This is a genomic window from Rhodococcus sp. NyZ502 (genome assembly GCF_041464245.1).
Lineage (GTDB): Bacteria > Actinomycetota > Actinomycetes > Mycobacteriales > Mycobacteriaceae > Rhodococcus_F > Rhodococcus_F qingshengii.
The window spans coordinates 153,787-180,356 of record NZ_CP167155.1 but is presented as its reverse complement, the minus strand read 5'-3'; the positions used below and the strand labels follow the sequence as shown (position 1 = coordinate 180,356).

Sequence of the window (26,570 nt, the reverse complement as noted above, 5' to 3'; positions counted from 1 at the left end):
TCCAATCGTTGAACTGGTATTACCACTTGACCTCTTACCGAGAAGCAGGTTACGGTCGGTACATGTTTCAACCCGTTGCACGTACCTCGGCCTCCGGCGCAGTCTTCGATCAGATATCGGTGAAAGTGCTGGCCGGAGAGCTGGCTGCGGGTGAGGCACTACCCAGCGAGCGCAAGCTCGCCGAGGCATTCGGCGTCTCGCGGCCCGCAGTCCGCGAGGCAATTCAGAAGCTCGCCCAGGCCGGACTCGTCGAGGTCCGCCAGGGCGAGTCCACGTCGGTGCGCGATTTTCGACGCCAGGCCGGACCCGAACTTCTCCCCCAGCTGCTGGTGCGCGACGGCGTCCCCGACCTGAGCGTGGTGCGCAGCGTGCTGGAAACTCGCGAGTTGATGGGACCGCAGATCGCTGTGCTGGCCGCCCGTCGCATCTCCGCGGAATCCGCCCGAGAACTCGACACGGCCGTTGATCAACTAGGCGCCACCGAAGATCCAGTGGAGTTGCAAGACCGCGCTCTGGCGTTCTGGGACGTCGTCGTCGACAGCGCAGATTCCATTGCCTTCCGTTTAATCTTCAACAGCCTTCGGGCTGCATACGAGCCGGCTATGACTGCACTTGCATCCGTCATGGTCGCCGAAGTCGGCCAGACCGACCTGTATCGAAAACTGGCCTCCGCCATCACTTCACACGACGAGCCAACTGCCGAGGCGTCAGCCGCACAGCTCCTTCACACCGGCACGACGGCAATCGGCGACGCTCTCACCTTCCTGGAAGGACTGAAACCATGAGCAAGCCTCTTACTCTCGCCGATGCGGCACGGACGTTCCGCAAGTCACCGACGCCGTGGATGATCGGCACCATGCTGCTGGCCGCCGCGGCGGCGCGCATCGCAGTGGGCAACTGGCAGATCACCGACGCCCTCGTTCCGCTCGTGATGCTTGCCGCATTCCCCTTCGTGGAGTGGATCATTCACGTCTTCGTTCTCCATTGGAAGCCGCGAACCATTGCCGGCGTCACACTCGATTCACGGCTGGCGCGCAGCCATCGGGAACACCACTTTGCGCCGCGAACCGTCTCACTCATCTTCATCCCGTGGCAGACGCTCCTGATCGTGATTCCCGTTCTGACAGCCGTCGCCCTCCTGGCATTTCCCCGCGTCGAACTCGGTCTGACGTTCCTGACCTGCATTTCCCTGCTCGGCCTCGGTTACGAGTGGACACATTTCCTCATCCACAGTGACTACAAGCCGAAAACTGCTCTCTACCGGTCGGTTTGGCGCAATCACCGCAACCACCACTTCAAGAACGAGCACTACTGGTTCACCGTCACCACCGCGGGAACTGCCGATCGCGTACTGGGCACGTACCCCGATCCCAAATCCGTCGAGACCTCCCCGACAGCCAAGAACCTGCACGGCGCAGCGTCCAAGCTGTGAAGGAAGACCGGTTCCTGGCCCCCAGCTGGCAATGAACTTGAACTTGACTGTGTATCAGCAATTTTCGTTGAAACTCGTCAGAACCGTGCTTAGTGTCGATGGAGTCAGAAGTTCGAAAAACGCTGTAACCGAAGGACACAACACATGTTCAACGATGTATTCAACAACGTGATCCACCCGATGGTCACGAACTTCCAGCAGTTGGGCCCCCAGCAGTTCATTCCGCAGCAGTTCATCCCCCAGGGAGTGTTCCAGCAGGCGCCGCAGGCGGCCGAGCAGGCAGTGACGATCTTCGGTAGCTGATACCGCAATCCACAGATAGCGCCACTCAGGGGTCGTCCGTCCAATATGCTGGACGGACGACCTGAGTGCCTCCGCCTGACAAGGATCCCCATGACCGCGAACACCCCCATCCACGCTTTCACCGACGACGCCCTGGGCGACCTCGACGCCACCGGCGTCGCCGCCCGGATCGAATCGGGTGAGGTGACCGCACGGGAAGTCATGGAGGCATCGATCGCCCGCGCCGAGGCGGTGCAGGGGCAATTGAACGGTCTGGCCTGCACTGATTTCGATCGTGCCCTCGCCAGGAGCAACCGGCCCGCCAAGGGCGTCTTTGCCGGTGTCCCCACCGCGATCAAGGACAACACCGACAGCACCGGCCTTCCCACCCAGCAGGGCAGTACCGCCTTCACCGCGATCCCCGCCAAAGCCGACAGCGATTTCGCGAAGCAGTTCCTCTCCACCGGGGCCATTTCGATCGGCAAGACCCGACTGCCCGAGTTCGGATTCAGTGCGTCCACCGAATACATGACGGAAGAACCCGTGCACAACCCGTGGAATCCGGCGTACTCGTCGGGCGCTTCCTCGGGAGGCGCAGCCGCGCTTGTTGCTGCCGGCGTACTCCCGATCGCGCACGCCAACGACGGCGGTGGATCGATTCGCATTCCCGCCGCTGCCTGCGGACTCGTCGGACTCAAACCCACTCGCGGACGCACCATCGCCGATCCGGCCGACAAGTCGATGCCGATCCGGTTGATCGCCCAGGGCGCCGTTACTCGCACTGTTCGCGACACTGCACGATGGATGTCTGCGGCTGAGAACTACTACCGCAATCCGCGACTCGCACCGGTTCGCTTGATCGAAGGACCCAGCTCAACCCGCCTGCGCGTCGGCGTGATCGCCGATTCCGTCACCGTCACCAAGACGGACGACGAGACGCGCAAGTCCGTCGAAGCTACGGCCGAACTCCTTGCAAGCCTTGGCCATCATGTCGAGGACGCAGCACTGCCCGTCGGCCCCGAATTCATCGACGACTTCAGCATTTACTGGGGCTTTCTGTCGTTTGCCATCTCCACCGGTGGCAAACAAATGCTCGGACCCGACTTCGACAAGTCCGGCACCGACAATCTCACCAAGGGCCTCTACACGCTGTACCGGAAGAACCTGGTGAAGACGCCGCGCGTGCTCTATCGTCTGCGACGGCTCCAGCAGCAATACAGCGCCATGTTCTTGAAGTACGACGTCGTGCTCTCGCCGGCCCTGGGGCACACCACCCCCGAGCTGGGATACCTCTCTCCCGCTCAGCCTTTCGAGGAGCTTTTCGACAAGTTGATCGCGTACACATCGTTCACGCCACTGAACAACATTTCCGGAGGTCCCGCGATTTCGCTACCGATGCATCAGACCAGCAATGGTTTGCCGTTGGCTGCGCATTTCTCCGCCGATCTCGGCGACGAGCGCACGCTCCTCGAATTGGCCTTCGAACTGGAAGAGGCTCAGCCCTGGAGAAGAATCCAGGACTGAGCCCCACCCGATAAATACCCTCAGTCTCGCGGTAATCCGAGCATGCGCTCTCCGATCACGTTGAGCTGCACCTCGGTTGTGCCACCGTAGATGGTGGTGGCACGGCCCGAAATGAGTTGCTCCATCGCCTTGTCGCTTGGCTGACCTGGGATGCTGACCGCTCCGGCAGCACCCAGTTCGGCGACGACGAACTCGGCGATCGACTGGCTGATCTTCATCGCCAACAGCTTGCCGACGCTCGACGTCGTACTCACGTCGATTCCCGAAAGTTGCTTGAGCACAACGCGGGAACCGATGAGATCGATCGCCTGACTCTCCGCAACCAGCTCGCCGACACGGTAGCGTCCGATCGGGCTCAGGTCTGCCGACTTCGCGAACTTCAGCAGATCGGAGTCCGAGGCGTACGCCTCCATCTTCTGGCTGAGCGCGACGCGCTCGCCGGCCAGCGTCGTCCGGGCGACGTTCCACCCGTCGTTGACCTCACCGACCACGTTCTCGTCGGGGATGAACACGTCGTCGAGGAACACCTCGTTGAACAACGCCGAGCCCGTCATCTCACGCAGCGGGCGGACGGTGATGCCCGGTGTCGACATATCGAGCACGAAGTAGGTGATGCCCTGATGCTTCGGCTTGGTGGCGTCCGTGCGGGCGATCAGCATTGCCCAGTCGGAGAACTGCGCAACCGTGGTCCAGATCTTCTGACCGGTGATCTTCCAACCGCCGTCGACCTTTTCGGCCTTCGTGGACAAGGACGCAAGGTCGGAACCAGCACCGGGCTCGCTGAAGAGCTGGCACCACACCAGCTCACCCTGCAGGGTAGGCACGGCCAGCTCTTGCTTCTGCTTGTCCGAACCATGTGCCACGACGGCGTGCACGGCCCACGTTCCCATCAGAAGCTGCGGCATCGAGATTCCGGCAGCCTTGATCTCCTGGGAGATGACGATCTGCTCGAGCGGAGCGGCGCCGCGCCCGTACGGCTTCGGCAGGTGAGGCTGAACCCAGCCGCCGTCGCCGAGCGCGATCAGCTGGTCGTCCTCGTCGAGCTCGACCAACTTGGCAAGCTCGGCCGCGATGCCGCCGCGGATCTCCTCTGCCTCCGGCGGCAGTTCGAGAACCGAAGCCCGGCTGACACCGTCAAGTGCTTGCTGCGCAACACGATTGGCTCGATCCTCGCGGGTGCCGAGAATGCCGCGGATCGAGAGCGCGCGGCGGTAGTACAGGTGTGCGTCGTGCTCCCACGTGAATCCGATTCCGCCGTGAACCTGCACGCAGTCCTGCGCTACCTGCACTGCGGCGTCCGGCACGATGACTGCTGCGATGTCGGCGGCAAAATCTGCCGTGTCGTCGCCCTTGTCCAATGCACTTGCCGCATCCCACACAACGGCGCGTGCCTGCTCGAGCGCAATGCCCATCTGCGCGCACTTGTGCTTGACGCCCTGGAACTGACCGATGGGTCGCCCGAACTGCACGCGCGTCTTGGCATACTCCGATGCAGTGGAGACGCACCAGGACATGACACCGACGTCTTCGGCACCGAGAACGACTGCGGCAATGGACCGTACCCGCGCCTCGGTGAGACCGTCGAGTATCCGTTCGGCGCTGATCTGAGCATTGTCAGCTTCGATCCGCGCACTACCGCGCAGCACGTCGATGCTGTCCTGAACGGTGATCGCGACTGCGCTGCTCTCGAGCACCGCGTAGCGAACGCCCTCGGGCAACTGGATCGGAACCAGCAGTACGTCGGCGTGCTCACCACCGAGCACACCGTCGAGTGCGCCCGTGATCTTGTACCCACCGTCCGACGACTCGGCCGCCAACGGTGCACCCAAGGCGACTGCTGCCGTACGACTTCCGTCGATCAGACCGGGCAGGAACTCGGGTCCCGCCTTGGAATCGGCGGCGCCGAGAACGGCGCTTGCCAATACCGTCGGAACGAACGGGCCGGGAGAGACTGTGCGGCCCAATGCTTCCAGTGCCACCGCCAAGGTCAGCAGGCCGGCGCCGTGGCCACCCTGCTCTTCCGGAACCGCGAGCCCGAGAAGGTCCTGCCCGACGAGCGCCGTCCAGAACTGGGGGAACTTGTCCTCGGTCCGCGACTCCACGGCCGCGCGCACCTGCTCGGTGGTGATGGTGCGCTCGGCGAAGGAGCGCACCGAATCTGCAAGCGCGGTGTGCTCCTCACTCAGCCCGAGACCGAGTTCGTATGCGTTGCGTGCCATGCGCTTACAGTCGTTCTGCGAGGTCAGCGGTGGTCCAGGGACCCTCGCTCTCGATGGTGTTCACACCGTGCCAGCCGGCGAGTTCCGTGATGGCCCCACCCTGAACGGCATACACCTTGCCGGTGAGCTTGCAGTCCGCCGCCGCGAGATAAGCCACGAGCGGCGAGATGTTTGACGGCGCAAACGCATCGAACTCACCCTCGGGGACCTCGGCCGCGAAGAGCGCACCCATACCGGGTGTCGCCAGCGTCAGTCGAGTACGCGCGATCGGCGCAATTGCGTTGACGCGCACGCCGTATCGATCGAGCTCGTCAGCGGCCACCAAAGTCAGAGCTGCGATGCCCGCCTTGGCGGCACCGTAGTTGCCCTGGCCCGCATTGGGCATGAAGGTACCCGAAGCCGAAGCAGTGTTGATGACCGAAGCGTTGACGGTCTCGCCTGCCTTGCTCTGGTCCTTCCAGTATGCGGCAGCGTGGTGCAGTGTCGCGGCATGCCCTTTGAGGTGCACGGCAATGACTGCGTCCCACTGGCTCTCGTCCATACCCGCGATGAAGGCGTCACGAAGAATGCCGGCGTTGTTGACCAGGACGTCGAGTCGGCCGAACTCACTGACGGCCTGCTTGACGAGGCCCTCGGCACCGTCCCAGGTGGCGATGTTGTCGGTGTTGGCAACGGCCTTGCCGCCTGCAGCGACGATCTCGTCGACTACCTGCTGCGCGGGGCCGGCATCTGCACCGGAACCGTCGTTTGCTCCGCCGAGATCGTTGACCACGACGCTCGCACCCTCACGAGCGAAGAGCAGCGCATGCTCACGGCCGATGCCGCGTCCTGCTCCGGTGATGATCGCTACGCGACCGTCGAGACTTCCCATCAGTTCAGATTCCCATCAGTTCAGTTGTCGGACATGAAGACTCATTTGTCGGCGATGACCGCCAGGCCGTCCTTGATCACGAGGTCGCCGACCGCGCTGGTTTCGTACGAGTACGACGTGGCTCCGTCTGCCGAACCCGACTTGTAGAACACCGTCTCGATGTCCTGGGTCGGGAGTACGGGTTTCGCGAATCGCACTGCGAGACGGCGCAACCGCTCGGTCTCGCCGCCTGCCAGTTCGGTCAGGGCTCCCCACGACGTGAACGCCATCGTGCACAGTCCATGGTTGATGATTCCGGGGAGACCGGACATCCGAGCGATCTCCTCGTCGAGGTGAATCGGCATCGGATCGCCGGAAGCCGGTGAGTACCGGAATGTCTGGTCCTCGTCGATGTGCTGGTTCACCACCGCTGCGGGTCTACCAGCGCGAAGAGCGTCGTCGAATCGGTGTTCGGGAGCCTTCTCGCCAAGTCCGGGGCCCGCGTCGACCTTGCGGAAGAAGGCCGTCATCCACTGCTCGTTGACCAATTCACCCTTGTCGGTTTTGGTTTCGACGTAGATGACGACGGTGGATCCGTTGTCCCGGCCCTCGAATCCGATGGGCTTGGCACGAGCGACAAGGTGGTCACCGGGGTAGATCGGACGGTGGAACAGGAAGTCCTGCTCACCGTGAACGAGCTTCATCAGCAGTTCGACCGGCGCCACCGACAGCGCAGCGGGTGCCATCGACATGAAGACGGGTACCACCGCGAAGACCGGCGGAGCGATCTCGCCTTTCAGGTGTCGCTCGATGGGGTCGTTTGTGGCAGCGGCATATTCGGCGATGCGCTCGGCTGTCACCTCGAAGTGCTCCGGATCGGTCCATACGTCCAGCCCGGACGTATCGAATTCGACCGCGTTGGTCTTCGGTGTCGTCATCGAGCCGTTACCCGACCAGCTCGGCGAACTTGGCCAGCGAGGCCTCGAGATCAGCCTTGGCGTTCTTGGCAACTGCCTTGCCGATCGGCCCGACGATCATGGTGCCCTTGAAGCTGGCGTCGACGGTTGCCTTCGAACCCGCACCGTCGGCCTCGACCGAGAGGATGAATTCGACGGTGACGCCGGCCATTCCGGTTCCGGCGATCTTGACCATCTTCGGAACCTCGACCTCTTCGACGGTCCACTCGATCTTGTTGGCCATACCCATCACCGAGACGACCTCGGTGAACTTGGCGCCCAAAGCCACCTCGGTGGGGAGTTCACTCTTCCAGCCCTGGTGAATGGTGAGCCACTCTTCCCAGCGAGACAGATCGGAGAGCGCATCCCAGGTCTTCTCGGGGGATGCGGGCAGTACGGCGGAGACGGAAACGGAAGCCATGATGAAACTCCTAGTGGGTAGCTAGCGGGTTGAGGGTGTGATTCAGCGTGCGTAGGGCTTGTATGCGGTCACGACAACTGCACCGCCGAGTCCGATGTTGTGCTGGAGGGCGACCTTCGCGCCGTCGACCTGACGCTTGTCCGCGGTTCCGCGGAGCTGCCAGGTGAGTTCGGCGCACTGCGCGAGGCCTGTTGCTCCGAGGGGGTGGCCCTTCGAGATGAGGCCGCCGGACGGGTTGACCACCCAGCGTCCGCCGTAGGTGGTGTCGTCGGCGTCGACGAGCTTGCCGCCGTCACCTTCGGCGCACAGTCCAAGTGCCTCGTAGGTCAGCAACTCGTTAGTGGAGAAGCAGTCGTGGAGTTCGATGACGTCGACGTCGTCGGCGGTGATCCCGGCCTGGGCGTATACCTTCTCGGCGGCCTTGCGGGTCATGTCTGCGCCGACGAGGCTGATGGCGCTCTTGTCCTCGAAAGTGCTGTTCATGTCGGTGACCATGGCCTGCCCGACGATCTCGATCGCCTGAGCAGCGAGGCCGTGCTTCTCGACGAATGCTTCGCTGGCGATGATCGCCGCGCCGGATCCGTCCGAGGTGGGCGAGCACTGGAGCTTGGTGAGCGGCCCGTGAATCTGGCGTGCTTCGAGGATCTGCTCGAGGGTGTACTCGTCCTGGAACTGCGCGTACGGGTTGTTCAGTGAGTGCTTGTGGTTCTTGACGGCGATCTTCGCGAACTGCTCGGCAGTGGTTCCGAAGCGTTCCATGTGCTCGACGCCCGCGGCGCCGAACATGTACGGAGCCGGCGGCATCGCGAACTCCTGCAGTTCGGCGAGAGCGAGGAGGTGCCGCATGAGTGGCTGTTCACGGTCGTCGTAGGTGGATCCGAGGGACCCGGACTGCATCTTCTCGAAGCCCAGCGCCAGTGCGCAGTCGGCCTGGCCACTCTTGACTGCCTGCGTGGCGAGGTAGAGCGCGGTCGATCCCGTCGAACAGTTGTTGTTCACGTTGACGATGGGGATACCTGTCAGACCGAGCTCGTAGACAGCGCGCTGACCTGCGGTGGACTCGCCGTAGACGTAGCCGACGTATGCCTGCTCGACCTCGGTGTAGTCGATACCCGCGTCTTCGAGCGCCTTGGTACCCGACTCGCGTGCCATGTCGGGGTAGTCCCACTCGCGGGCTCCCGGCTTCTCGAACTTCGTCATGCCGACGCCGACGACAAAAACCCTGTTACTCATTGCCACTCCTGAAGAGAACGGTATCTGTGTGTGACACGCTGTCCCACCAAAGTATGTGAGACATCTTGTCCAGTCAATGGCGGGGTGAGTATCGTTCGATTTATGACAAAAACAGCCGAGTCGGCGCAGCCCGACGGGCGCAGCACTCGCTGGAACGATCACAAGGAGCAGCGCAAAGCGCGAATCCTCGACGCAGCACTCGATGCAGTCAACGAAGGTGGCGCCGACGTCGGCGTCCAGCAGATCGCCGAGCGCGCCGACGTCCCCCGCTCTGTTGTCTACCGGATTTTCAAGGATCGAGCCGACCTCGACGAGCAGCTGCGAGTCCGCATCCTCGAGATGATGATGACCGACCTGGCCCCCACTCTCACGCCGAAGGGCACCGTCGGCGAGGCCATCTCACGGGCCGTCGAGACCTACCTTCAGTGGATTGTGAAATATCCACGACTGCACCACTTTTTAGGCAAGGGCTCGCCGAGTACGCGGGCCACCGGTTCGAAAGTGGTGACCGGAACCAAGACGGCCATCGCCGTCCAATTGGGAAATTTGTTGGGCACGATCCTCACCAGCCGTGGCAAACCGTCGAAGATGGCGGAGCCCTTGGCTTTCGGCGTCATCGGATTGGTCGACGTCAGCGTCAACCGTTGGCTCAGCCAGCCGGGTTCCGATGTGTCCAGTGCGGAATTGGCCGAGTTCCTGGGGCGCTCCATCTGGCAGGTTCTCGACGGCAATCTCCGGAGCATCGGCGTCGACATAACGCTGTCGACTCCGATCGCCGACCTGTGACAGTCACCGAACTACCCTGGACACTCGACGGACGGGGACTTCAACTGGTCCAGGTTCCATCACTCGCCCTGCACGCACTGGGTGAAGACAACGCCACTCTTGCAATGGAACTCGCACCCGACCTCCTGACCCCGTATCTCCTCGGCGAAGAATGCCAGGGCTTGTGGCGCTACCGGAGCAAGCAGATAGCAGAGAATCCCCTCGACAGCGCGTGGATCACCCGCATCGCCGTCGATGCCCGCACCTCGACGCCGGTGGGGTTGGCCGGATTCCATGGTCGTCCCGATGCGCGCGGGATGGTGGAGGTCGGATATCGCATCGACCCGGCGTTCCGGCGCCAGGGCTACGCACGGGCCGCCCTCGAGATACTTCTCGACGTCGCGAGTCGCGAATCCGAAGTACACACCGTTCGAGCGACCATCAGTCCGGACAACATCGCATCACGAAATCTGATCAGCCAGTACAATTTTTGCGAAGTCGGTGAGCAGTGGGACGAAGAAGACGGTCTGGAAACCATCTTCGAAGTCAGATCCTCTCCGGAACCGTGACAGCCGTCAACCCGCTGGTTTTATCGGTCCAGTGAATGGCACGGTCCTCCAGCATCACCGGCGTCCACAACCTGTATGTCTTCACCTGATGGTGATGACGACACAGGCATTGGAGGTTGCTCGCAATGGTCCACCCACCGCGTCTCGGATCGGAAGGATCGAACTCGGTGATGTGGTCGAGTTGGCACCTGTTCGCGGGCACCGAACAACCAGGGAACCGGCAGTGACCGTCGACGGCCCGCACCAATGCGGCCAGAGCCGCTCCCGGAGCATAGGTCAGCGCGCCGGGAGGCGGATCGGGTTGGGTGCCATGCCCATCCGATCTTCGAACGATGTCCGGGGATCGCGCGACCAACCGTTGCATCGCCCGAATCCGATCCCCGCAGCCGTTCGGATCGCGACTTGGGCGATCACGTCGGGTGACAAGCGGCAGGACAGTCGGAGCATGCTGCCGACGCGGTCGGTTCCCCGCGGCCTGGGCGCGGAAATCGACGAACAAGGCCTGCCAGGTGGAATCAGCGGCGAGCTCGCGAGCAAAATCAGGATCGATCGGCCCGTATCCGTCGATGCTCGCGGGATCTGACATCAATCCGAGGAGCGTCGCCAGATCACACACGATGTGCAACAACGGCTTCCGACGTGAGGATGCAGTCGATCGAGCTGCTGTGGATGCTGCCTCGCACGTTTCGCTGCCACACTGACAAGTCAGCCCCTGTTCGCCGTGCAGCAGAGCGACCAGTGCGTCGGCCCTACGGGTCGAGACATTTCGTGGATCGTGGTTGCAGACGCTTCCGGCGGCCTCGTTGATCAGGCCAAGCGCTTCGACGGCCTCGGTCGCGCTGAGTGTTGCCTGCAACTGGGCGAGTCCGTGACGATCTGCTCGCGTGCGAACATCGCGGTGTTCCAGCATCTTCCGGCGACGTTCGGCGGCAGCATCCGGATCGTAGGCAAAGAGCTGGCGCTCGATGTCGCGCTCCAGTTGCCCGGGCGGAAGACGGTGCGCCGAGGCAAGTACCCGGCGCTCGAGTGCTGCGATCGCCTCGGGGTCGACCCCGGTGAGTCCGTCGACAATCTTGCGCACACGCGCATAGTCCAGCTCGCCGGCAGCGAAGGCGACCTTGGTGAGCGGAAGGAACTCCCGTAGGGCATCACCGATCTCGATGTGGACTTCGGCAGTACGACGCGAGCACGTGAGCATGACCGCGATCTCGTTGCATGCGATCCGCCACGCCTTGTCGACATCACCGGACACGTCGAGTTCGGCGTTGAATCTCGACTCCGACAACATGGATGCACCGAGCACCTTTTGCGCGGCTAGCATGTTCTCGCTCTGCGCCGTCGCAAAGAGCATGTCCGGCAACATGAGTGGATCGACGACAGGACGGCCGTCATCGACGACTGCCCCCACACCGCCCGTCGATCCGTTATCGAACATACATTCGACAATAAACCCACCCACCGACAAGAAAGCTAGAGTGCCGGTTTGTATCCCTTACCCTGCATCCACGCCAGCACGTCCAACACCCTGATGACCGGAACGGATTCGTCGAGACCTGCTCGTGCACGTAGATCGAGGAGTCGACTCTGCAACTCGTCTTCCCGCATGGCTACGCGAACGGGTTCCAGGTGGGCCGACTTCGTTCCCAACTCCCGCCCGATGACGTCGTCGTAGATCGGGAAGAGTCGCGGACGCTTGCGCGCGATCAGTTTGGACGCCATGGTTCGCCCGACACCGTGAATCTCTCGAAGCGCCGTCTCCAACCGCCACACCGGGGATTCCGGAGTGAAGGGATCGGCTTCGTTCGACAGATCGCGATCCGGGCCCACGTCCGCCAGGAGTCGGTTCAGTTCGGCATTGTTCTCCCCGAGCAGGAAGAAGGCTCCTTGCGCCGGAACCTGAACCGACAGAAGAGTCACCGCAACAAGATCTTCCGCGGTGAAGATGTTCGCATCACGATCGCGATTGCCACTGGGATCCCAGGAATCCCACAACGCACCGGTTCGGAGATAACCGGTCTTTCGGAGCGGCCTCGTGAAATATTCCTGCAGCACGTCGACCGCGCCGTCATCGTCCCCGTCTCGCAGCACACGCGGGAGTCGGATGGGCAACTGATCAACCATGGTCGAGCGACCTTTCCAGTACATATTTGGCGAACCCGGCGTTGTGATACTGCCGAAATGGGCCCTTGCCCTTGGCAACAAGATGCTCCGCGAGCGGACGAACCGTCGTCATGTCGACGGGCAGTTGAGCAAACTGTTCCAACGCATCCGAATCCTCGAGACTGCAGTCGATCACGGTCCCGTCGCCGTCGGCGGACGCCAACTCGGTGCGTCTGATGGCGACCAGATCGTGCTTGGCATCGAGTTCTTCGATGCTGCAGCCGGTTCGCGATTCCAGTGCCGAACTGGATACGTACACGGACATGACGTGCTCGATCGGCTTACCGCCGACCAGATGGCACTCGACGCTCAGAATCTCCATCGGACCGATATTGAGCGTGAACAAGCGATGGCGCTCCGCGGATCGGTTGGTCGACGGCAGGCAACTGATCGTCCACTGTTCGATCTCGACGGCGGCCGGAGCGTCGAACGCGTAGGAGAGAACCTCGGCAATCAGTTCGGCAAGATCTTCGAAGAGCGGGTCGCGCTGCAACCGCTCGAAATTCTCGACAGAAGCGGCGGGACGCACAGGCGCCTTGCTCACGCAGGTCCCCTCTCGTCCGGTGCTTTGCTCTCAGACCTCGCGTCCAAGGTACCCAGCCCTACGCGGGTCTCGCGCGTTCGCCCTCACATACACCCTCGCGTTATGGTTCTCGACACGTACCACCGCCTTACCGATCGCTAACTCGAGGAGCACACGAAGTGGAAATCAAGGGAACCGCAGCACTGGTCACCGGAGCGGCATCAGGCCTCGGCGCCGCAACAGCCAAGCGCCTCGCCGACGCCGGCGCTACCGTCTTCGGCCTGGATCTGCCCGCGTCGATCGAGCGCGCAGGCGACAACGTCCCCGCCGGCGTCACCCTCATCCCCACCGACGTGACCAGCGGCGAAGAGGTCGAAGCAGCGATCAACCAGATCGTCGAGTCGGGCTCCCCGCTGCGCATCGTCGTCAACTGTGCCGGTGTCGGCTGGGCCGGACGCATCCTGTCCAAGAAGGGTCCGCACGACCTCGAGCTGTTCCGCACGGTCATCACCGTCAATCTGCTCGGCACCTTCAACGTCATGCGCCTGGCCGCCGACGCCATCGCCAAGACCGAGGCCGTCGACGAGTCGGGTCAGCGCGGCGTCGTCATCAACACCGCTTCCGTTGCTGCCTTCGAAGGCCAGATCGGCCAGATCGCGTACTCCGCCTCCAAGGGCGGCGTGCACGGCATGACGGTTCCGGCTGCCCGTGACCTTGCGCAGTTCGGCATCCGCGTCAACACGATCGCTCCCGGCATCATCGACACCCCGATGCTCGCAGGCGTCACCGACGAGTACCGCAAGGGCCTCGAGGCCGGCGTTCCGTTCCCGTCGCGCCTGGGCCAGCCGTCCGAGTACGCGCAGCTCGCGCAGATGATCGTCGAGCACGACTACCTCAACGGCGAGACCATCCGCATGGACGGCGCACTGCGCATGGCGCCGCGCTAACCTCCCTGCTGTGCGCCTTTATTAACCGCCCGCGGTTAATAAAGGCGCACAGTTGTCAGAACGAATGAAAATACCCACCGTTGGAGTGGGCAGTTGCGCTGAGGTACTCGGATACTTCCTTCGCCGGCATCGGTCGGCTGATGTAGTAACCCTGAACCAATTCGCAACCGGCGGTAAGCAAGAGCCTCAGCTGGTCGGCCGTCTCCACGCCTTCCGCCAATGACTGCATACCGAGCGCCTTCGCCACCTCGACCACCGAAGTGACAACTGCCGAATCACCCTCGCTCAGTTCGGTGATGAACGACCGGTCGATCTTGAGGATGTCCAACGGCAGTTTCTTCAAACTCTCGAAAGACGAATAGCCGGTTCCGAAGTCGTCCAGGGCAATCGCAATTCCGGTGGCACGCAGGCGATCCAACTCGGCGACGGCAAGCTCCTCCACTGCTCCCGTCTCTGTGATTTCCAGCTGAAGCCGTTTGCCGGACAGACCGCTTGCCTCCAGCGCATCGTTCACGGCCGATCCGAACCCGGACGACATCAGTTGCACCGGAGAGACGTTCACCGTCACGTAAGTGTCGTCGGGCCACGTCGCGGCTTCGGCGCACGCCATGTTCAGTACCTGAAGCCCCAGAGGGACTATCAGGCCGGTCTCCTCCGCGACATCGATGAAAATGTGCGGTGCAAGCACGCCCCGCACCGGGTGATTCCAGCGAAGCAGTGCCTCGAAACCCTCGACGCGGCCGGTGTCCGCACGAACCTGCGGTTGGTAGTACAGCTCGAACTGCCGAGACTCGATCGCAAGCCCAAGTTCTTGCAGGGCCGATGCTCGCTCCCTGGCCCGCGCCCGCAGCACCGGTGAGTATCTTCCTACCCGGTTCTTGCCGGCGGATTTTGCCGCATACAGCGCCAGGTCGGCGGACATGACAAGCGTGTCCGCATCTTCGGAATCTGCGGGTGCGCCGGCATAGCCGATCGATGCACGAACCTCGATGCGATTCCCCCGCACGTAAAACGGCTCACGCAATGCATCCAGATAGCGAGCGAACACCTCTCCGCCGTCCCCTGTTCCCCGCAAGACGACGCCGAATTCGTCACCACCGATTCGCGCGCACATGGCGCCGTCGACCACCCGATTGAGCCGTGCAGCAACGGAAATCAACAATTTGTCACCGACAGGGTGCCCTAACGTGTCGTTCACCGACTTGAAATTGTCCAGGTCGAGGATTCCGACAAGGACTTCCTCGCCGGTTCGGACGGTGCCGAGCGCGTCGGACAGCTCCGAGCCGAACGTCCGGCGATTCGGGAGCCCGGTCAGTCCGTCGGTTGCAGCAAGCCACAGAATTCGCCGCTCGTAGTTGTACTTCTCGGTGATGTCCGAGCCCACGCCTCGCCAACCCACGAACTCCGTGGCCTCGGATAGCCTGGGATGACCCGACAGAGACCACCATCGGTCGACGCCGTCGACACGAACGGGAATGACGACCTCTCGAAACGGCATGAGGCGGTCGAGGTGATCTCCGATGACCTGGACCGCGGCTCGGCCACTCTTCGTCGAACCCACGTCGAGCCGATCCAACAATCCGCGCAGCGACAGGGTTCGCAGGTCGGAGACGGGAACTCCCGAGATCTGCGACAGCCGAGCGGAGGTGTGCGACAACGTCCCGGTGGTGTCGACTTCCCACAGCCAGTCGCGTGACCCACCCTCGAAATCGTCGAGAAGCAAACTGACCGTCTGGCGCTCGGCAGCAGCCTCGAACTCGGCAAGACAACGACTTCGGAACGACGCCCAGAGGTACACGACGCCGATAATCAGTGTCACCGAGTACACGACCAACTGGAACGAGAGGACAGCGTATTCCGTGGTTCCCTTGGGCAGGATAACGACGAGCAATCCGATGCTGTGCACCAGAATCCACGCTACCGCTATCGACCGAACCGTCGACAATGCTACGGCGCCGGCGCCCATGACTCCGGCGAATGTCGCTAGAAGCACAAGCTTTCGCGAGTTGTCCGTCACGGGAAGCATCGCGGCGGCGAGAACGACAAGCAGAAGCCCGAGCAGGATCACCTCGAGCATGAGCGCCCAGTAGTCGTACTTCGTCGTATGTTTGGGCGTGTACCGGCCCTTCAGGACGACTCGCGGTATCCAGACGCGCACCGAATTGAGGACGACCAAGAAGGCCGCAGAACCCCAGATCACCCGAAACTCGTTGTGACCGGGGGGTACGACATACACAAGCAAAGCGCACACGCTGAGTACATTGACCATGTTGGCCAGTGGCGCGACCGTCGTCACCTGCAGTATCTGGCGTGCGAAGAGGTCGCGCCGCTCGACGTCAGACAGTTCGGCGTCGCTCGCACTCGAAGTCAGCCTGCTCAGCATGCAACACCCTCCATCGTGGAGCCGACCAGATGAAGGTAGCGCGGATGCGGGTTCCGGACACACGATGACGAGAAACTACGAGTTGAAACATACTGTTAAATAGGATGTTTCAGACAATCGCGACAGAACGGATCAGCGCTACAACTCGGAAGCCAGCGGAATTTCCTTCTCCGCGCGGTCCGTCATCCACTCACGGAGGACCTTGGTGGCAATGACGTCGTCCTCGTTGTACTGCAGGATGCGTGTCCGCTGCGTCTCGTCCGGCTCACCGTCGTAGCCGACCGCCTCGCGGTACCACGCCATCGACGCTTCACCCCCGGCCTCGGCGTCACGCCAGTTGAAGCCGGCGACGGGCGCAATCTTCTTGAGCCCCTTTCCGTTCGGGCAGATGAACTGATCACTCACTGCTTGATAGATGTCGACCCACTGCGGACTGTCGATGAACTCGCGGATCTCGTCCTTACTCGGAATCCCGGGTTCACCGGCAAACCTGCGCGCCGAGTCCAACAACCACTTGTCCTCGGCTGAACGCGAATAACAGTATGCGGCAAAGGTTTTACCCGAAGCAGCGGCCGCGGCACGCTCCGCCATCAGCCAGCCCCAGAACTCTGCGAACGACCGCGCCTCGTCACGCGTCGGCAGCGGATCCCACGTCGCAAATCCTCGATACATCGAGAAGCCGCCGACATTGAGCAACGTCCCCCACAGGTACGCGCCGTGCTCCTGATAGCTCTCCATGTCGACGTCGATCTCGATGTCCGCCCGAGTCACCGAGATCTTCTCGAACCGCCGCACCAACGGAGCATCTGCCAACCACGCCTTGGCGATCACGACTGCGTCGTCGAAATTTCCGTGCGGCCAATCTTCGAGCGGCTCGCCGTCCCAGGCGGCCAACTGATCGATCGTGTTGCAGCCGACGTCGCGCAGAAGCTCGGCCCGCGATCCGACAGCCACCAGGCTGACGTCGCGGTTGCGAACCAACTCCTGCTTGCATTCGGTCCACCACGGGCACGACTTGCACTCGCTCACCTGTGACGGAGACGTCAGCACCTCACCGCGGGCCACAGCGATACGGTCGGCGAAACGCTCGTCGTAATCGTCGAGAATCGCGCTGAGGTCGTGGACGAGGATGCAGTCTCCGTTGTATCCGATCGCGCCTGCCGTCAGCGACGGGCTCGCCAGCCCACGACGCTCGAGCATCCGATAGACCTGCGCGACGCGCATCTGATCGCGGACCTGACTGCGGACCTTGCGTTTGGGATCGGCCGCGGGCTCCCATTCGAAGAGCCCCGAGGTGATCGCGCCCTGGCCGGGATCGGTCACCTTGTGATTGACGACAATGACGGGGATGTACCCGCCACCCTCGTCGTCACGGATCAGCATTTCGCAGCGGCCCTTGCGTCCGGTGTCGCGCTCGACCGGCAAGACCGCGCCCCAGATCCGGTCTGCGCCGGCCTCACAGGCAGTGAGAGTGTCACGAGCCTGAGCCGACGCCGATTGGTCGGGGTTGATCTTCACCCAACGCTCGGGAGCAGCACCGATCACGAGTTCGGCGATCTCCGCGCGCTTCGCGATCGCGGCATCCTGGCGCTGCTTGACGCCGGTGTCGACGGGTTCCGAAGCCGATTTCCCGGGAAACAACCCGTCCAGACGCACCCGATGACGGCATCGGGTCAACGCCCCCGAATCGATGATCGGGAGCTGGGGCGCGGGGTTGTTAACGGAACACACGATGACGAAGATTATGTGCTCCCCTAGGCTGAAGCCGAAGCGCAGGTACCTGGCAACACACAAACACCTGGAAACGGGGTCCTTTTCGATGGGGTTGTTCAAGAAGCGAAAGTCTCGTGCCACCCGCAAGGCGGAGGCAAAGGCTCTCAAGCACAAGGCTGAGGTCGAGGCGAAGCTCAACGCCAAGAGCCAGCGTAAGCGCGACAAGGTCGAGACCAAGTCGCTCAAGAAGCTGGAGAAAGCCGAGATCGAGTCACAGCACAAGATCGAAAAGGCGCAGATCGCGACCCTGAAGGCGCAGGAGAAGGCCGCTGCGAATCAGGGCCTGACCGTCGCCAAGGTGCGTAAGTACCTGGGAGTGGCACGTCTGCTTGCCCCCGTTCTCCTGCCGATCGCCTACCGCGCAGCCACGGCGGTGCGCGCCCAGCTCGACACCACGCGTGCACAGAAGATGGGCATCGCCGTCGACCAGCTCGGTGACTACACCGGTCACGGCGCGAAGTTGAGCGCTCGTATCGCCGGCGCCGAGAGCTCGGTCACCGAGATCCTCAGCCGCAAGCCCGACGACGCGGAGACGCAGCGTTTCGCCGCCGCCATCCGTGAGCGCCTCGGCGACCTCAGCACGGCAGTTCGCGCTGCCGAGCAGATGCCGCAGGCTCGCCGTAAAGCAGCTCACCAGGCGATTTCTTCCGAACTCGACGGCGTCGAAGCAGATCTGCTCGCACGTCTCGGCGTGCGCTAGACCTGAGAACGCCAGTGAGAGCAGCCGAGCAGACCGCGACCCTCCGGGGGACAGCTGTCGGTTCCGCTTCGGCTGCTCTCGCTGTCGCCGCGCACGGGATCGGCGGAGGCGAGCTGCCACAGTCGTCGTCGCTGACCCTGTTGCTCGCCGTCTGCGCAACCGTCGGCGCCGTGACGGCCACCCTTCCCGCCCTCTCACGGGGGCCCGCTGCCTTGATCGTTGCTCTGGGTCTGGGTCAGTTGGCCGCGCACACCACCATGACGCTCTCCGAGCACGCTCATTCGCCCGCTCCGGGATTGGTGATGCTCGGTGCTCACGCCAGTGCCACCGTCGCTTGTGCGGTGGCGGTCCTGGCCGCCGAGCGCCTCTACCGAGTTGTCACCCACGCTCTCCACGTCGTCCTGGCGTCTCTGGCTCCCGCCGCTGTCACTTCCCGCGGCCACACCGTCTCGACCGGAATCCATCACGGACCTGTCGACGCTCTACTTCGCGCCAGCATCTCGCGGCGCGGTCCTCCTGCCCTGGTCTGAAGATTCGTAGAATGCCCCCCTTCACCAGACCAAGAGGACACTTCCCGACATGAAGAACACCCTGATTTCGCGCGCGGTTGTCACGACCGTCGCTACCGGCAGCGCCGTGCTGCTGGCCGCCGGAATTGCTTCAGCACACGTCAGCGTCGTCGCACCAGGAGCTGCGCAGGGCGGATACTCCGTTCTCACGTTCCGCGTGCCCACCGAATCCGACACCGCTTCGACCACCAAACTGACGGTGGCGCTCCCCGACCTCAAGTCGGCACGCACCGAACCGATGCCCGGCTGGACCGCCGTCGTGGAGAAGGACCCCACCTCGTTGGTCGCCAAGTCCGTGACGTGGACCGCCGACCCCGGCGTCGGAATCGCCCCCGGCCAGTTCCAGCAGTTCGTCCTTTCTGCCGGCCCGCTGCCGGAGCAGGAAGAGGTCGAGTTCAAGGCCGTCCAGACGTACAGCGACGGCAACGTCGTCAACTGGGATCAGGAAGAGCTTGCCGACGGCAGCGAGCCGGACAAGCCCGCCCCGACGCTGACTCTCGCCGCGTCCACCGGCGATGCCCACGGAGCCCCCTCTGCCGATAACACTGCCGAGACGTCCGCCGCATCCGAAGCCTCTGACTCTTCGTCGGACAACACCGCCCGCTGGCTCGGCGGCGTCGGCCTGGTGCTCGGCGCGTTGGGCGCTGCACTCGGCCTCGGCGCACTGGTCAGGAGCAAGCGCTGATGAGTACCCGGATCAAGGTCATCACCGTCGGCATGCTCGCGATGCTGGCCACGATGCTCGGAATGGGCACGGCCAGTGCACACTCCGCGGTGGTCGGCTCCAACCCGGAAAACGGTGCGTCCATTCAAGTTGCGCCTGACACGGTTTCGGTCACGTTCAACGAGGCTCTGCAGGCACAGTTCGCGGCGCTGACCGTCACCGGTCCGGACGGCAACCTCTGGACCAAGAGCGATCCGTCCGTCGAAGGACCCACTGTCAGTGCAGACCTCGGCGATCTCGGGCCGACCGGCGTCTACACCATCGCGTACCGCGTCACCTCCGCTGACGGTCACCCCGTCAACGGAACCCTGACGTTCACCCTCACCGAGGCGGGGTCGGGCACTCCCGGCGCTGCCGCCGCGTCGAGTACGGGTGAGTCGGAGTCCGGCAGCATGCCGGTGTGGATCTTCATCGTCGCCGGCGTCGTCGTGTTCGGCGGTGCGCTGTTCTTCGTGCTCCGTAAGCCGAAGTCGAGCTGATCGCGTGACGGGTACGGCAAACAGGTGGTGGTTGCTGTTTGCCGTACCCACAGCTCTGCTGGGAGTCCTGATCGCCTGGGGCCTCGCCAGCCCGTCGGGACCCGAATCGTCGAGCACGGTCCGCGTTCTCGCGATCGGATGTGGTTCGTTGACGCTCGGCATCGCGACGCTCGCCTGGATGGGCCGCAGTGAACGCCGCCCGGCAACAACCCCCGCCGTCATGTGGACTCAGCTCACCGCGGTGGCAGCAGTGTGGCTCGTCGCCGAGATCACGCTCCTCGTGCTCAATGCCGCAGCGGCCGACGGCGCCCCGGTCACCTCGCTGACCATCGGGCACTTCGGCGCATTCGTCTCCGAGGTCAACGTCGGCCGCGTCGGCGTCGCGATCATCGCGTGCGCGTTTGCCGTCGTCTGTTACGGCATCTACGGATTCACCAATCCCGAGACGGTGCCCGTCGCACCGGCATTGGTCGTCTCCGCGTTGGCGCTCGCTGCCCGCCCGATCACCGGGCACATGGCGCAGCAGAGCTTCGGATCGATCCTCGACGCCGTTCACGTCCTCGCTGCGGCCTTGTGGTTCGGCGTGCTCGCCGCACTCGCGCTTGCCGTACCGTCGCGCGGTGCCTGGGCGATCTGGTTGCCCAAGTACTCCGCTCTCGCCTGGCGATGCGTCCTCGCGCTGGTCGTCACCGGTATCGTCAACGCCGTCGTGCGACTCGACTCACTCTCCGCCTTCTACGACACCGCATACGGCCGGGTGATCCTCGCCAAGATCGTGGCGATCGGACTGCTCGTCGCCCTGGGATGGTGGTGGCGCCGGACATGGGTGGTCGCGAGCGCTGCACACCGCATGAGTTCGGACGGATCCCTGCGTCGCGCCATCGGTGAAGTTGTCTTCATGGCCATCGCATTCGGGCTTGCCGCGGCCCTTGCGACAACTGCGTAAGACGTGCCTCAGCGCGACATTTCGTGACCCGCACATTTAACGTTTCACGTCGAGATTTAACCTCTACGTGAGTTTATTTTCCCAGCTTGCGGCGGTTTCCGGCCCCCCTTAGCGTTGCTCGCATGACGGAGGCCCAACGCTCGTTTCTCGTCTGCGCTTCGCAGCGCAGCGGCAGTACTTTGCTGGTCGAATCCCTGCGAGCAACCGGGGTCGCGGGTGAGCCGGAAGAGTTCTTCCAGTACCTCCCCGAGACCTCGCGATCGCCGCAACCGAGGCAGTGGTTCGAAGACGTCACGGACGAGTCCGTCCTGGGTCTGCTCGCCCCGTTCCACCCGGGCACGCCGGACACTCGCACCTCCGAACAGTGGCGCGCACAACTTCTCGAACTCGGCCGAACCCCCAACGGAGTCTGGGGTGGCAAGCTGATGTGGAACCAGACGCCGCTCCTACTCGATCGCGCGGCCGGATTGCCCTGGCGCAGTGGGACGGACCTACGTTCTGCACTCCACGACACCCTCGATCACGACCTGCAGTTCATCCACGTCTATCGAGAAGATGTCGTCGCTCAAGCTGTGTCGATGTGGCGCGCCGTGCAGACACAGGTTTGGCGCGACGACGCGACTCCACCGAATCTCTCGGACGGTGCGCAGTACAACGCAGTCGGAATCGCGCACCTGGTGACGATTCTCGGTGAGCAGGAACGCCAATGGAAGCGTTGGTTCGAGGAAGAGGACATCTCTCCCATCGAAGTCGGGTTCCGCGATCTCACCGAAGACCCGCAATCCGTGGTCGCAAAAACCCTCATCTCCCTCGGCCTCGACGGACAACTGGCCCCGCCACCGCCGCTGCGTCGTCAGAGCGACGGACGATCCCGCGAATGGGTGCAGCGTTATCGCATCGACGCCGAACAGAACGGATATCCCGTCACATGAGCACCGTCACCGATGTCGTCGACGAACTCCGAGTTCTCGAATCCGAAGCGGTTCACATCATTCGAGAGGTGGTGGCAGAACTCGAGAGACCGGCACTGCTCTTCTCGGCCGGCAAGGACTCGATAGTCCTGCTTCGTCTGGCCGAGAAGGCGTTTCGGCCCTCCCCACTCCCTTTCCCGGTCCTGCACGTCGACACCGGTCACAATTTCGAGGAGGTCATCGAATTTCGCGACCGCCGAATCAAGGAGGGCGGGCACACACTTCTGGTTGCTTCCGTTCAGGATTCGATCGACCAGGGTCGAGTGCAGGAGTCGACCGAGACCAGCAGATCGCGAAACCGCCTGCAGACCAGAACCCTGCTCGACGCTCTCGAAGCTGGAAGGTTCGACGCCGCGTTCGGCGGCGCCCGCCGGGACGAGGAACGTGCGCGCGCCAAGGAAAGAGTCCTCAGCTTCCGTGACGAGTTCGGCCAGTGGGACCCGCGAGCGCAACGGGCCGAACCGTGGTCGCTCTACAACGGTCGGATCAGACGCGGCGAGTCCGTTCGTGTCTTCCCGCTGAGCAACTGGACCGAGCTCGACATCTGGCGCTACATAGCCCAGGAGGAACTGGAACTGCCGTCCATCTATTTCGCGCACCAGCGGAGGGTATTCGAGCGTGACGGAATGCTCCTCGCTGCTTCCGAATTCAGCACCGACGCCGAGAACGCCGCGGCAACGACCGAGTGGGTGCGATATCGAACCGTCGGCGATCTGACCATCACCGGCGCCGTTCGATCTCATGCCACCACCATCGACGACGTCGTCACCGAAATCTCGGCCGCGACGGTTTCCGAACGAGGCGAGACTCGCGCAGACGACCGAACGTCGGTCGCCGCGATGGAAGACCGAAAGCGTGAGGGCTACTTCTGATGACGACCACCATCACTCGCCAACTCCTGCGGCTGGCAACGGCGGGTAGCGTCGACGACGGCAAGAGCACGCTGATCGGACGACTGTTGCACGACACCGACAGCCTGCCAACCGATCACCTCGATTCCGTGACCGACGAGCACGGTGTCGCCGACCTGGCTGCACTCTCCGACGGACTACGTGCCGAGCGTGAACAGGGCATCACGATCGACGTCGCGTACCGATTCTTCTCCACCCCGACAAGAAGTTACGTACTCGCCGACACCCCGGGGCACGAACGCTACACGCGCAACATGTTCACCGGAGCATCCAACGCTCACGTAGCGGTCCTGCTGGTCGACGCGAGGACCGGCGTGTTGCGTCAGACGCGCCGGCACGCCAGAATCGCCGCACTGCTCGGTGTTCCGAACCTTGTAGCCGTGGTGAACAAGATCGATCTGGTGGACTTCGACGAAGCGAGATTCGCTCAGGTGCAGGAAGAATTGCGGGCCTTGGCACGGCAAGTCGGACGCGAGGACGTACTCGCCATACCGGTCTCCGCGAAAGCCGGCGACAATGTCGTGACGCGGTCCGAGAACACCGCGTGGTACGAGGGGCCGACGCTCCTCGAGTACCTCGAAGGCGTCGAACTCCATGCGCCCGCGACGCACATCGAGGAGCTTCGGCTTCCCGTGCAATGGGTTTCGCGCCCCGATCCGCAGAATCGTCGCCGGTACACCGGCCGGATCTCGGCAGGCACACTGAGCGTCGGAGACGAGGTAGTGGTCCTGCCGTCCGGATCGAAGAGCACCGTGATCAGTCTGGACACTCTCGACGACAACCGCAGTACTGCCGTTGCACCACTGTCGGTTTCGGTGGAACTGGCCGACGACATCGACGTCGGACGTGGCGACGTTCTGGTCAGTGGCGGTGCGCAGGCTCATTTGCCGGTTCTGGCCCGAGAACTCGAAGCCACCATCTGCTGGTTGTCCAACACACCGTTGCGCGCGGGCGATCGGATAGCGCTCAAACACACGTCCCGGACCGTGCGAGCGACCGTCCAAGAACTGCACACCCGTCTCGATCCTGAAACGCTCGACGAGCAGGACAGCCCAGTCGAATTGGGACTCAACGACATCGGAACGGTCACGCTCCGAACCAGTTCCGTGGTGGTCGCCGACACCTACGACCACAATCGGGACTCTGGCGCCTTCATCCTGATCGACGAGCAGAGCAACGACACCGTCGGCGCAGGCACCATTCTCGAACCACGCGTCGTCGTTCCCGGCGAGCAGACCCGCAACGACATCAAGTGGCATCCGTCCTCACTCGAACGTCAACGGCGATGGGCGTCTACCACCCAGAGGGGCGCGACGATCTGGCTGACCGGCCTTCCTGCCTCCGGAAAATCCACCGTCGCTGTGGCTGTCGAACGTGCGCTCGTCGACGCGGGACGCACCGCGTATCTCCTGGACGGTGACAACGTCCGCCACGGTATCTCCGACGATCTCGGGTTCTCGCCGGGAGACCGAGCCGAGAACATCCGACGCGTCGGGCATCTCACTCGACTGTTCGCCGACGCCGGCGTGGTGGCGATCGCGTCGATGGTCTCGCCACTACGTTCGGATCGAGCAATTGCGCGCGCGCTCAACGAAGCTGCCGGGCTCACCTTCCTCGAAATTGCCGTCACCACCCCCGTCGAAGAATGCGAACGCCGTGATCCCAAGGGCCTGTACGCACGTGCGCGGGCGGGTGAACTGAAGGGGCTCACCGGAATCGACGCGCCTTACGAGACGCCGGAGGACCCGGACCTGGCATTCGACACAACCGGCGCTGACATCAACGAGCTGGTCGAGCGGGTCATCGCATTGTTGGAAGAGCGCGAAGCCGCAAGGCCCTAGGGATTTTCGGTGTCCGACTCGAGGTAACCGCGGTCCGCACTGTAGGCGGACCGCACGTTGGGTCGGACACCGATCTTCTCGAGGTACGCCGCCATGCGGTGCACCGCCATCGCGCTTCCCAATGCCTCGTCCGGGAGACGATCGTCGGTTTCGGCGCGCCACGTGTGAAGCTGCGAGGACAATTCCGCCTGTATTGCCGAGACTTCCGGTCGATCGATCAGATTGATCTTCTCGTCCGGGTCGGCACGGAGGTCGTACAGCTCCCGGGGTGCGCGTACCGCAAGATGCTCGGTGCCGAGCGCTTTTCCGGAAAGACTGTCCTCGATGTCGAGCGGTAGATCCAGAGCCGGGCGGACGGCGTAGTTCTCGATGTAGCTGTAGTCCTTGGTGCGCACCGCACGAATGGGATCGAAGCTGTCGTGAAAGGTCTTCTCCGTGAACAGGGAAGTACGAACGGGTTCGGACGGTTCAGTTCCGCGGTCGACGAGGGCATCGGCGTGCGAGCGCCCTTCCACCTCGGTGGGGACGTCGATTCCGAGCAGATCGAGAATGGTCGGAACAAGATCCACACCACTGAACAGTGTCTCGTATTCCTTTCCGCCACTGCGATACCGCGCGGGAGGCCGAGCGATCAAGGCAATACCGGTACCCGGGGCGTAGAGCGTCGACTTGGCACGCGGGAACGCCGCGCCGTGATCAGTGAGGAAGAAGACCCAGGTGTTCTCGTCGAGCCCCTCTTCCTCGAGGGTCGCGAGCAGTTCCCCCACCGCGGCGTCGGCCACCTCTACGCTGCCGTGGAATTCGGCCAGATCCTCGCGCACCTGTGGCACGTCCGGAAGGTATCCGGGGACCTCCAGGGCTGCGGTGTCCGCCGGGGTATAGCGATCGGCGGGGTACGGGCGATGCGTTTCGAAGAATCCCGTGGTGAGCAGGAACGGCTCGGGCGGGAAGCGTCGTAGCCAGTTCTGGGCACGCGGAACCACGTAGTCGCAGAACGAGTTGGTGACGTCGTACTCGTGGTAGCCCAGTCGCTTCGGATACGCAGTCTCGTGCTGCATGCCGAAGAGCGAGGTGTACCAACCGTTGTCGGAGAGGATCTGCGGGAGCGTCTGCACCTCAGCGTGGTACTCCCAGCCGTGGTGCGCCAACCCGATCAGACCGTTGTTGTGCGGATACCTGCCCGAGAAGAGCGATCCGCGCGAAGGCGAGCACAGCGGCGCCGTCGCGTGTGCGTCGGTGAACCGGATGCCTTCTGCCGCCAGCCGGTCGAGATGGGGGCTGTTGACCCCGGCGACACCGTAACTCGCGAGGTGCCGCCCCAGGTCGTGCCAATGAATGATCAGGACGTTATCTCGCGCAGCCGACACGTGGGCAAGGCTAGTTGCCCCGCCC

The 26,570-nt window shown here is 63.2% G+C and carries 26 protein-coding genes; 15 read left to right on the top strand and 11 right to left on the bottom strand.

The genetic code is table 11. The features are described 5' to 3' along the window. The first annotated feature begins 62 nt into the window (after nt 1–62). From ACBG85_RS00885 to ACBG85_RS00870, 4 genes are all read left to right on the top strand, one after another. Nucleotides 63–785 carry a FadR/GntR family transcriptional regulator gene (locus ACBG85_RS00885; protein WP_007735969.1) on the top strand — a complete coding sequence of 241 codons (723 nt, stop codon included), beginning with the start codon at nt 63–65 and terminating at the stop codon, nt 783–785. Beyond that, entirely contained in the window at nt 782–1,432 is a 651-nt protein-coding gene (locus ACBG85_RS00880; RefSeq protein WP_007735968.1) for a sterol desaturase family protein, read from the top strand. Before ACBG85_RS00885 ends, ACBG85_RS00880 begins: the two co-directional genes overlap by 4 nt. A 144-nt stretch (nt 1,433–1,576) precedes the next feature. Beyond that, the gene (locus ACBG85_RS00875) at nt 1,577–1,735 is read left to right on the top strand and encodes a hypothetical protein (protein ID WP_003944172.1); all 159 of its coding nucleotides are present in this window, start codon (nt 1,577–1,579) and stop codon (nt 1,733–1,735) included. Nucleotides 1,736–1,825: 90 nt separating this feature from the next. Next, nucleotides 1,826–3,238, top strand: coding sequence for an amidase (locus ACBG85_RS00870; RefSeq protein WP_372025840.1), 1,413 nt, complete (start codon nt 1,826–1,828; stop codon nt 3,236–3,238). A gap of 20 nt (nt 3,239–3,258) precedes the next feature. On the opposite strand, the gene ACBG85_RS00865 is transcribed toward ACBG85_RS00870, so the two are convergent. From ACBG85_RS00865 to ACBG85_RS00845, 5 genes are read right to left on the bottom strand one after another with little or no spacing between them, the layout of a single operon-like run. Continuing rightward, complete coding sequence (locus ACBG85_RS00865) at nt 3,259–5,457, bottom strand: acyl-CoA dehydrogenase (RefSeq protein WP_372025838.1); 2,199 nt, start codon at nt 5,455–5,457, stop codon at nt 3,259–3,261. A gap of 4 nt (nt 5,458–5,461) precedes the next feature. Next, nucleotides 5,462–6,328 carry an SDR family oxidoreductase gene (locus tag ACBG85_RS00860; RefSeq protein ID WP_007735961.1) on the bottom strand — a complete coding sequence of 289 codons (867 nt, stop codon included), beginning with the start codon at nt 6,326–6,328 and terminating at the stop codon, nt 5,462–5,464. Between the two features lie 41 nt (nt 6,329–6,369). Next, nucleotides 6,370–7,245: a MaoC/PaaZ C-terminal domain-containing protein gene (locus ACBG85_RS00855; protein WP_030535857.1), complete on the bottom strand. Its 876-nt coding sequence runs from the start codon at nt 7,243–7,245 to the stop codon at nt 6,370–6,372. A gap of 7 nt (nt 7,246–7,252) precedes the next feature. Further along, nucleotides 7,253–7,684, bottom strand: a complete 432-nt coding sequence (locus ACBG85_RS00850) for an SRPBCC family protein (protein WP_030535858.1) — start codon at nt 7,682–7,684, stop codon at nt 7,253–7,255. A gap of 42 nt (nt 7,685–7,726) precedes the next feature. Continuing rightward, entirely contained in the window at nt 7,727–8,917 is a 1,191-nt protein-coding gene (locus ACBG85_RS00845) for a lipid-transfer protein (protein ID WP_007735955.1), read from the bottom strand. Nucleotides 8,918–9,019: 102 nt separating this feature from the next. Here ACBG85_RS00845 and ACBG85_RS00840 point away from each other — a divergent pair, with 102 nt between their 5' ends. Then, a complete protein-coding gene (locus ACBG85_RS00840) occupies nt 9,020–9,703 on the top strand; it encodes a TetR/AcrR family transcriptional regulator (RefSeq protein WP_081557182.1) in 684 nt (227 codons plus the stop codon). Next, nucleotides 9,700–10,251: a GNAT family N-acetyltransferase gene (locus ACBG85_RS00835; protein ID WP_081557181.1), complete on the top strand. Its 552-nt coding sequence runs from the start codon at nt 9,700–9,702 to the stop codon at nt 10,249–10,251. Before ACBG85_RS00840 ends, ACBG85_RS00835 begins: the two co-directional genes overlap by 4 nt. Here the strand turns inward: ACBG85_RS00835 and ACBG85_RS00830 are convergent. From ACBG85_RS00830 to ACBG85_RS00820, 3 genes are read right to left on the bottom strand one after another with little or no spacing between them, the layout of a single operon-like run. Then, a complete protein-coding gene (locus ACBG85_RS00830) occupies nt 10,229–11,686 on the bottom strand; it encodes a DUF222 domain-containing protein (RefSeq protein WP_372025835.1) in 1,458 nt (485 codons plus the stop codon). The two genes, ACBG85_RS00835 and ACBG85_RS00830, sit on opposite strands and share 23 nt — an antisense overlap. 35 nt (nt 11,687–11,721) lie before the next feature. Beyond that, the gene (locus ACBG85_RS00825) at nt 11,722–12,372 is read right to left on the bottom strand and encodes a DUF6308 family protein (protein ID WP_047272733.1); all 651 of its coding nucleotides are present in this window, start codon (nt 12,370–12,372) and stop codon (nt 11,722–11,724) included. Beyond that, nucleotides 12,365–12,955 (bottom strand): hypothetical protein, encoded by a 591-nt coding sequence (locus ACBG85_RS00820; protein ID WP_030535862.1) that lies wholly within the window; start codon nt 12,953–12,955, stop codon nt 12,365–12,367. The genes ACBG85_RS00825 and ACBG85_RS00820 overlap by 8 nt, the downstream gene beginning before the upstream one ends. 158 nt (nt 12,956–13,113) lie before the next feature. Between ACBG85_RS00820 and ACBG85_RS00815 the strand changes: the two genes are divergently transcribed. Beyond that, nucleotides 13,114–13,881, top strand: coding sequence for an SDR family NAD(P)-dependent oxidoreductase (locus tag ACBG85_RS00815; RefSeq protein WP_003944195.1), 768 nt, complete (start codon nt 13,114–13,116; stop codon nt 13,879–13,881). Between the two features lie 55 nt (nt 13,882–13,936). Here ACBG85_RS00815 and ACBG85_RS00810 read toward each other — a convergent pair whose 3' ends face one another. After that, entirely contained in the window at nt 13,937–16,264 is a 2,328-nt protein-coding gene (locus ACBG85_RS00810) for a putative bifunctional diguanylate cyclase/phosphodiesterase (protein WP_372025832.1), read from the bottom strand. Between the two features lie 138 nt (nt 16,265–16,402). Further along, on the bottom strand, nt 16,403–17,959 hold the full coding sequence (locus ACBG85_RS00805) for a TM0106 family RecB-like putative nuclease (RefSeq protein ID WP_065352824.1): 1,557 nt from the start codon (nt 17,957–17,959) through the stop codon (nt 16,403–16,405). A gap of 124 nt (nt 17,960–18,083) precedes the next feature. On the opposite strand from ACBG85_RS00805, the gene ACBG85_RS00800 reads away from it, so the two are divergent. The 8 genes from ACBG85_RS00800 to cysC all read left to right on the top strand — a co-directional run bounded on the left by ACBG85_RS00800 (nt 18,084) and on the right by cysC (nt 25,178). Beyond that, on the top strand, nt 18,084–18,737 hold the full coding sequence (locus ACBG85_RS00800; protein ID WP_003944178.1) for a DUF6474 family protein: 654 nt from the start codon (nt 18,084–18,086) through the stop codon (nt 18,735–18,737). A gap of 14 nt (nt 18,738–18,751) precedes the next feature. Further along, nucleotides 18,752–19,267, top strand: coding sequence for a hypothetical protein (locus ACBG85_RS00795; protein WP_030535865.1), 516 nt, complete (start codon nt 18,752–18,754; stop codon nt 19,265–19,267). A gap of 49 nt (nt 19,268–19,316) precedes the next feature. Further along, nucleotides 19,317–19,991: a YcnI family protein gene (locus ACBG85_RS00790; protein ID WP_064073619.1), complete on the top strand. Its 675-nt coding sequence runs from the start codon at nt 19,317–19,319 to the stop codon at nt 19,989–19,991. After that, nucleotides 19,991–20,509 (top strand): copper resistance CopC family protein, encoded by a 519-nt coding sequence (locus ACBG85_RS00785; RefSeq protein WP_064073620.1) that lies wholly within the window; start codon nt 19,991–19,993, stop codon nt 20,507–20,509. Before ACBG85_RS00790 ends, ACBG85_RS00785 begins: the two co-directional genes overlap by 1 nt. 4 nt (nt 20,510–20,513) lie before the next feature. Beyond that, nucleotides 20,514–21,455, top strand: a complete 942-nt coding sequence (locus ACBG85_RS00780) for a copper resistance D family protein (protein ID WP_003944164.1) — start codon at nt 20,514–20,516, stop codon at nt 21,453–21,455. Between the two features lie 122 nt (nt 21,456–21,577). Next, the gene (locus ACBG85_RS00775; protein ID WP_042920623.1) at nt 21,578–22,387 is read left to right on the top strand and encodes a Stf0 family sulfotransferase; all 810 of its coding nucleotides are present in this window, start codon (nt 21,578–21,580) and stop codon (nt 22,385–22,387) included. Next, a complete protein-coding gene (gene cysD, locus ACBG85_RS00770; RefSeq protein ID WP_234551145.1) occupies nt 22,384–23,298 on the top strand; it encodes a sulfate adenylyltransferase subunit CysD in 915 nt (304 codons plus the stop codon). Before ACBG85_RS00775 ends, cysD begins: the two co-directional genes overlap by 4 nt. Further along, nucleotides 23,298–25,178: an adenylyl-sulfate kinase gene (gene cysC, locus ACBG85_RS00765; protein WP_058227363.1), complete on the top strand. Its 1,881-nt coding sequence runs from the start codon at nt 23,298–23,300 to the stop codon at nt 25,176–25,178. The genes cysD and cysC overlap by 1 nt, the downstream gene beginning before the upstream one ends. On the opposite strand, the gene ACBG85_RS00760 is transcribed toward cysC, so the two are convergent. Beyond that, entirely contained in the window at nt 25,175–26,545 is a 1,371-nt protein-coding gene (locus tag ACBG85_RS00760) for a sulfatase (RefSeq protein WP_003944134.1), read from the bottom strand. The genes cysC and ACBG85_RS00760 overlap by 4 nt on opposite strands. Nucleotides 26,546–26,570: the final 25 nt, after the last annotated feature.

What these genes read in the sequence shown, in the direction of transcription:
- ACBG85_RS00885 (WP_007735969.1), top strand. Translation starts at nt 63, where the DNA reads ATGTTTCAACCCGTTGCACGTACCTCGGCCTCCGGCGCAGTCTTCGAT.
- ACBG85_RS00855 (WP_030535857.1), bottom strand. Translation starts at nt 7,245, where the DNA reads ATGACGACACCGAAGACCAACGCGGTCGAATTCGATACGTCCGGGCTG.
- ACBG85_RS00790 (WP_064073619.1), top strand. Translation starts at nt 19,317, where the DNA reads ATGAAGAACACCCTGATTTCGCGCGCGGTTGTCACGACCGTCGCTACC.
- ACBG85_RS00875 (WP_003944172.1), top strand. Translation starts at nt 1,577, where the DNA reads ATGTTCAACGATGTATTCAACAACGTGATCCACCCGATGGTCACGAAC.
- ACBG85_RS00825 (WP_047272733.1), bottom strand. Translation starts at nt 12,372, where the DNA reads ATGGTTGATCAGTTGCCCATCCGACTCCCGCGTGTGCTGCGAGACGGG.
- ACBG85_RS00840 (WP_081557182.1), top strand. Translation starts at nt 9,020, where the DNA reads ATGACAAAAACAGCCGAGTCGGCGCAGCCCGACGGGCGCAGCACTCGC.
- cysC (WP_058227363.1), top strand. Translation starts at nt 23,298, where the DNA reads ATGACGACCACCATCACTCGCCAACTCCTGCGGCTGGCAACGGCGGGT.
- ACBG85_RS00830 (WP_372025835.1), bottom strand. Translation starts at nt 11,686, where the DNA reads ATGTTCGATAACGGATCGACGGGCGGTGTGGGGGCAGTCGTCGATGAC.
- ACBG85_RS00870 (WP_372025840.1), top strand. Translation starts at nt 1,826, where the DNA reads ATGACCGCGAACACCCCCATCCACGCTTTCACCGACGACGCCCTGGGC.
- ACBG85_RS00850 (WP_030535858.1), bottom strand. Translation starts at nt 7,684, where the DNA reads ATGGCTTCCGTTTCCGTCTCCGCCGTACTGCCCGCATCCCCCGAGAAG.
- ACBG85_RS00860 (WP_007735961.1), bottom strand. Translation starts at nt 6,328, where the DNA reads ATGGGAAGTCTCGACGGTCGCGTAGCGATCATCACCGGAGCAGGACGC.
- ACBG85_RS00800 (WP_003944178.1), top strand. Translation starts at nt 18,084, where the DNA reads ATGGGGTTGTTCAAGAAGCGAAAGTCTCGTGCCACCCGCAAGGCGGAG.
- ACBG85_RS00810 (WP_372025832.1), bottom strand. Translation starts at nt 16,264, where the DNA reads ATGCTGAGCAGGCTGACTTCGAGTGCGAGCGACGCCGAACTGTCTGAC.
- ACBG85_RS00865 (WP_372025838.1), bottom strand. Translation starts at nt 5,457, where the DNA reads ATGGCACGCAACGCATACGAACTCGGTCTCGGGCTGAGTGAGGAGCAC.
- ACBG85_RS00785 (WP_064073620.1), top strand. Translation starts at nt 19,991, where the DNA reads ATGAGTACCCGGATCAAGGTCATCACCGTCGGCATGCTCGCGATGCTG.
- ACBG85_RS00845 (WP_007735955.1), bottom strand. Translation starts at nt 8,917, where the DNA reads ATGAGTAACAGGGTTTTTGTCGTCGGCGTCGGCATGACGAAGTTCGAG.
- ACBG85_RS00880 (WP_007735968.1), top strand. Translation starts at nt 782, where the DNA reads ATGAGCAAGCCTCTTACTCTCGCCGATGCGGCACGGACGTTCCGCAAG.
- ACBG85_RS00775 (WP_042920623.1), top strand. Translation starts at nt 21,578, where the DNA reads ATGACGGAGGCCCAACGCTCGTTTCTCGTCTGCGCTTCGCAGCGCAGC.
- cysD (WP_234551145.1), top strand. Translation starts at nt 22,384, where the DNA reads ATGAGCACCGTCACCGATGTCGTCGACGAACTCCGAGTTCTCGAATCC.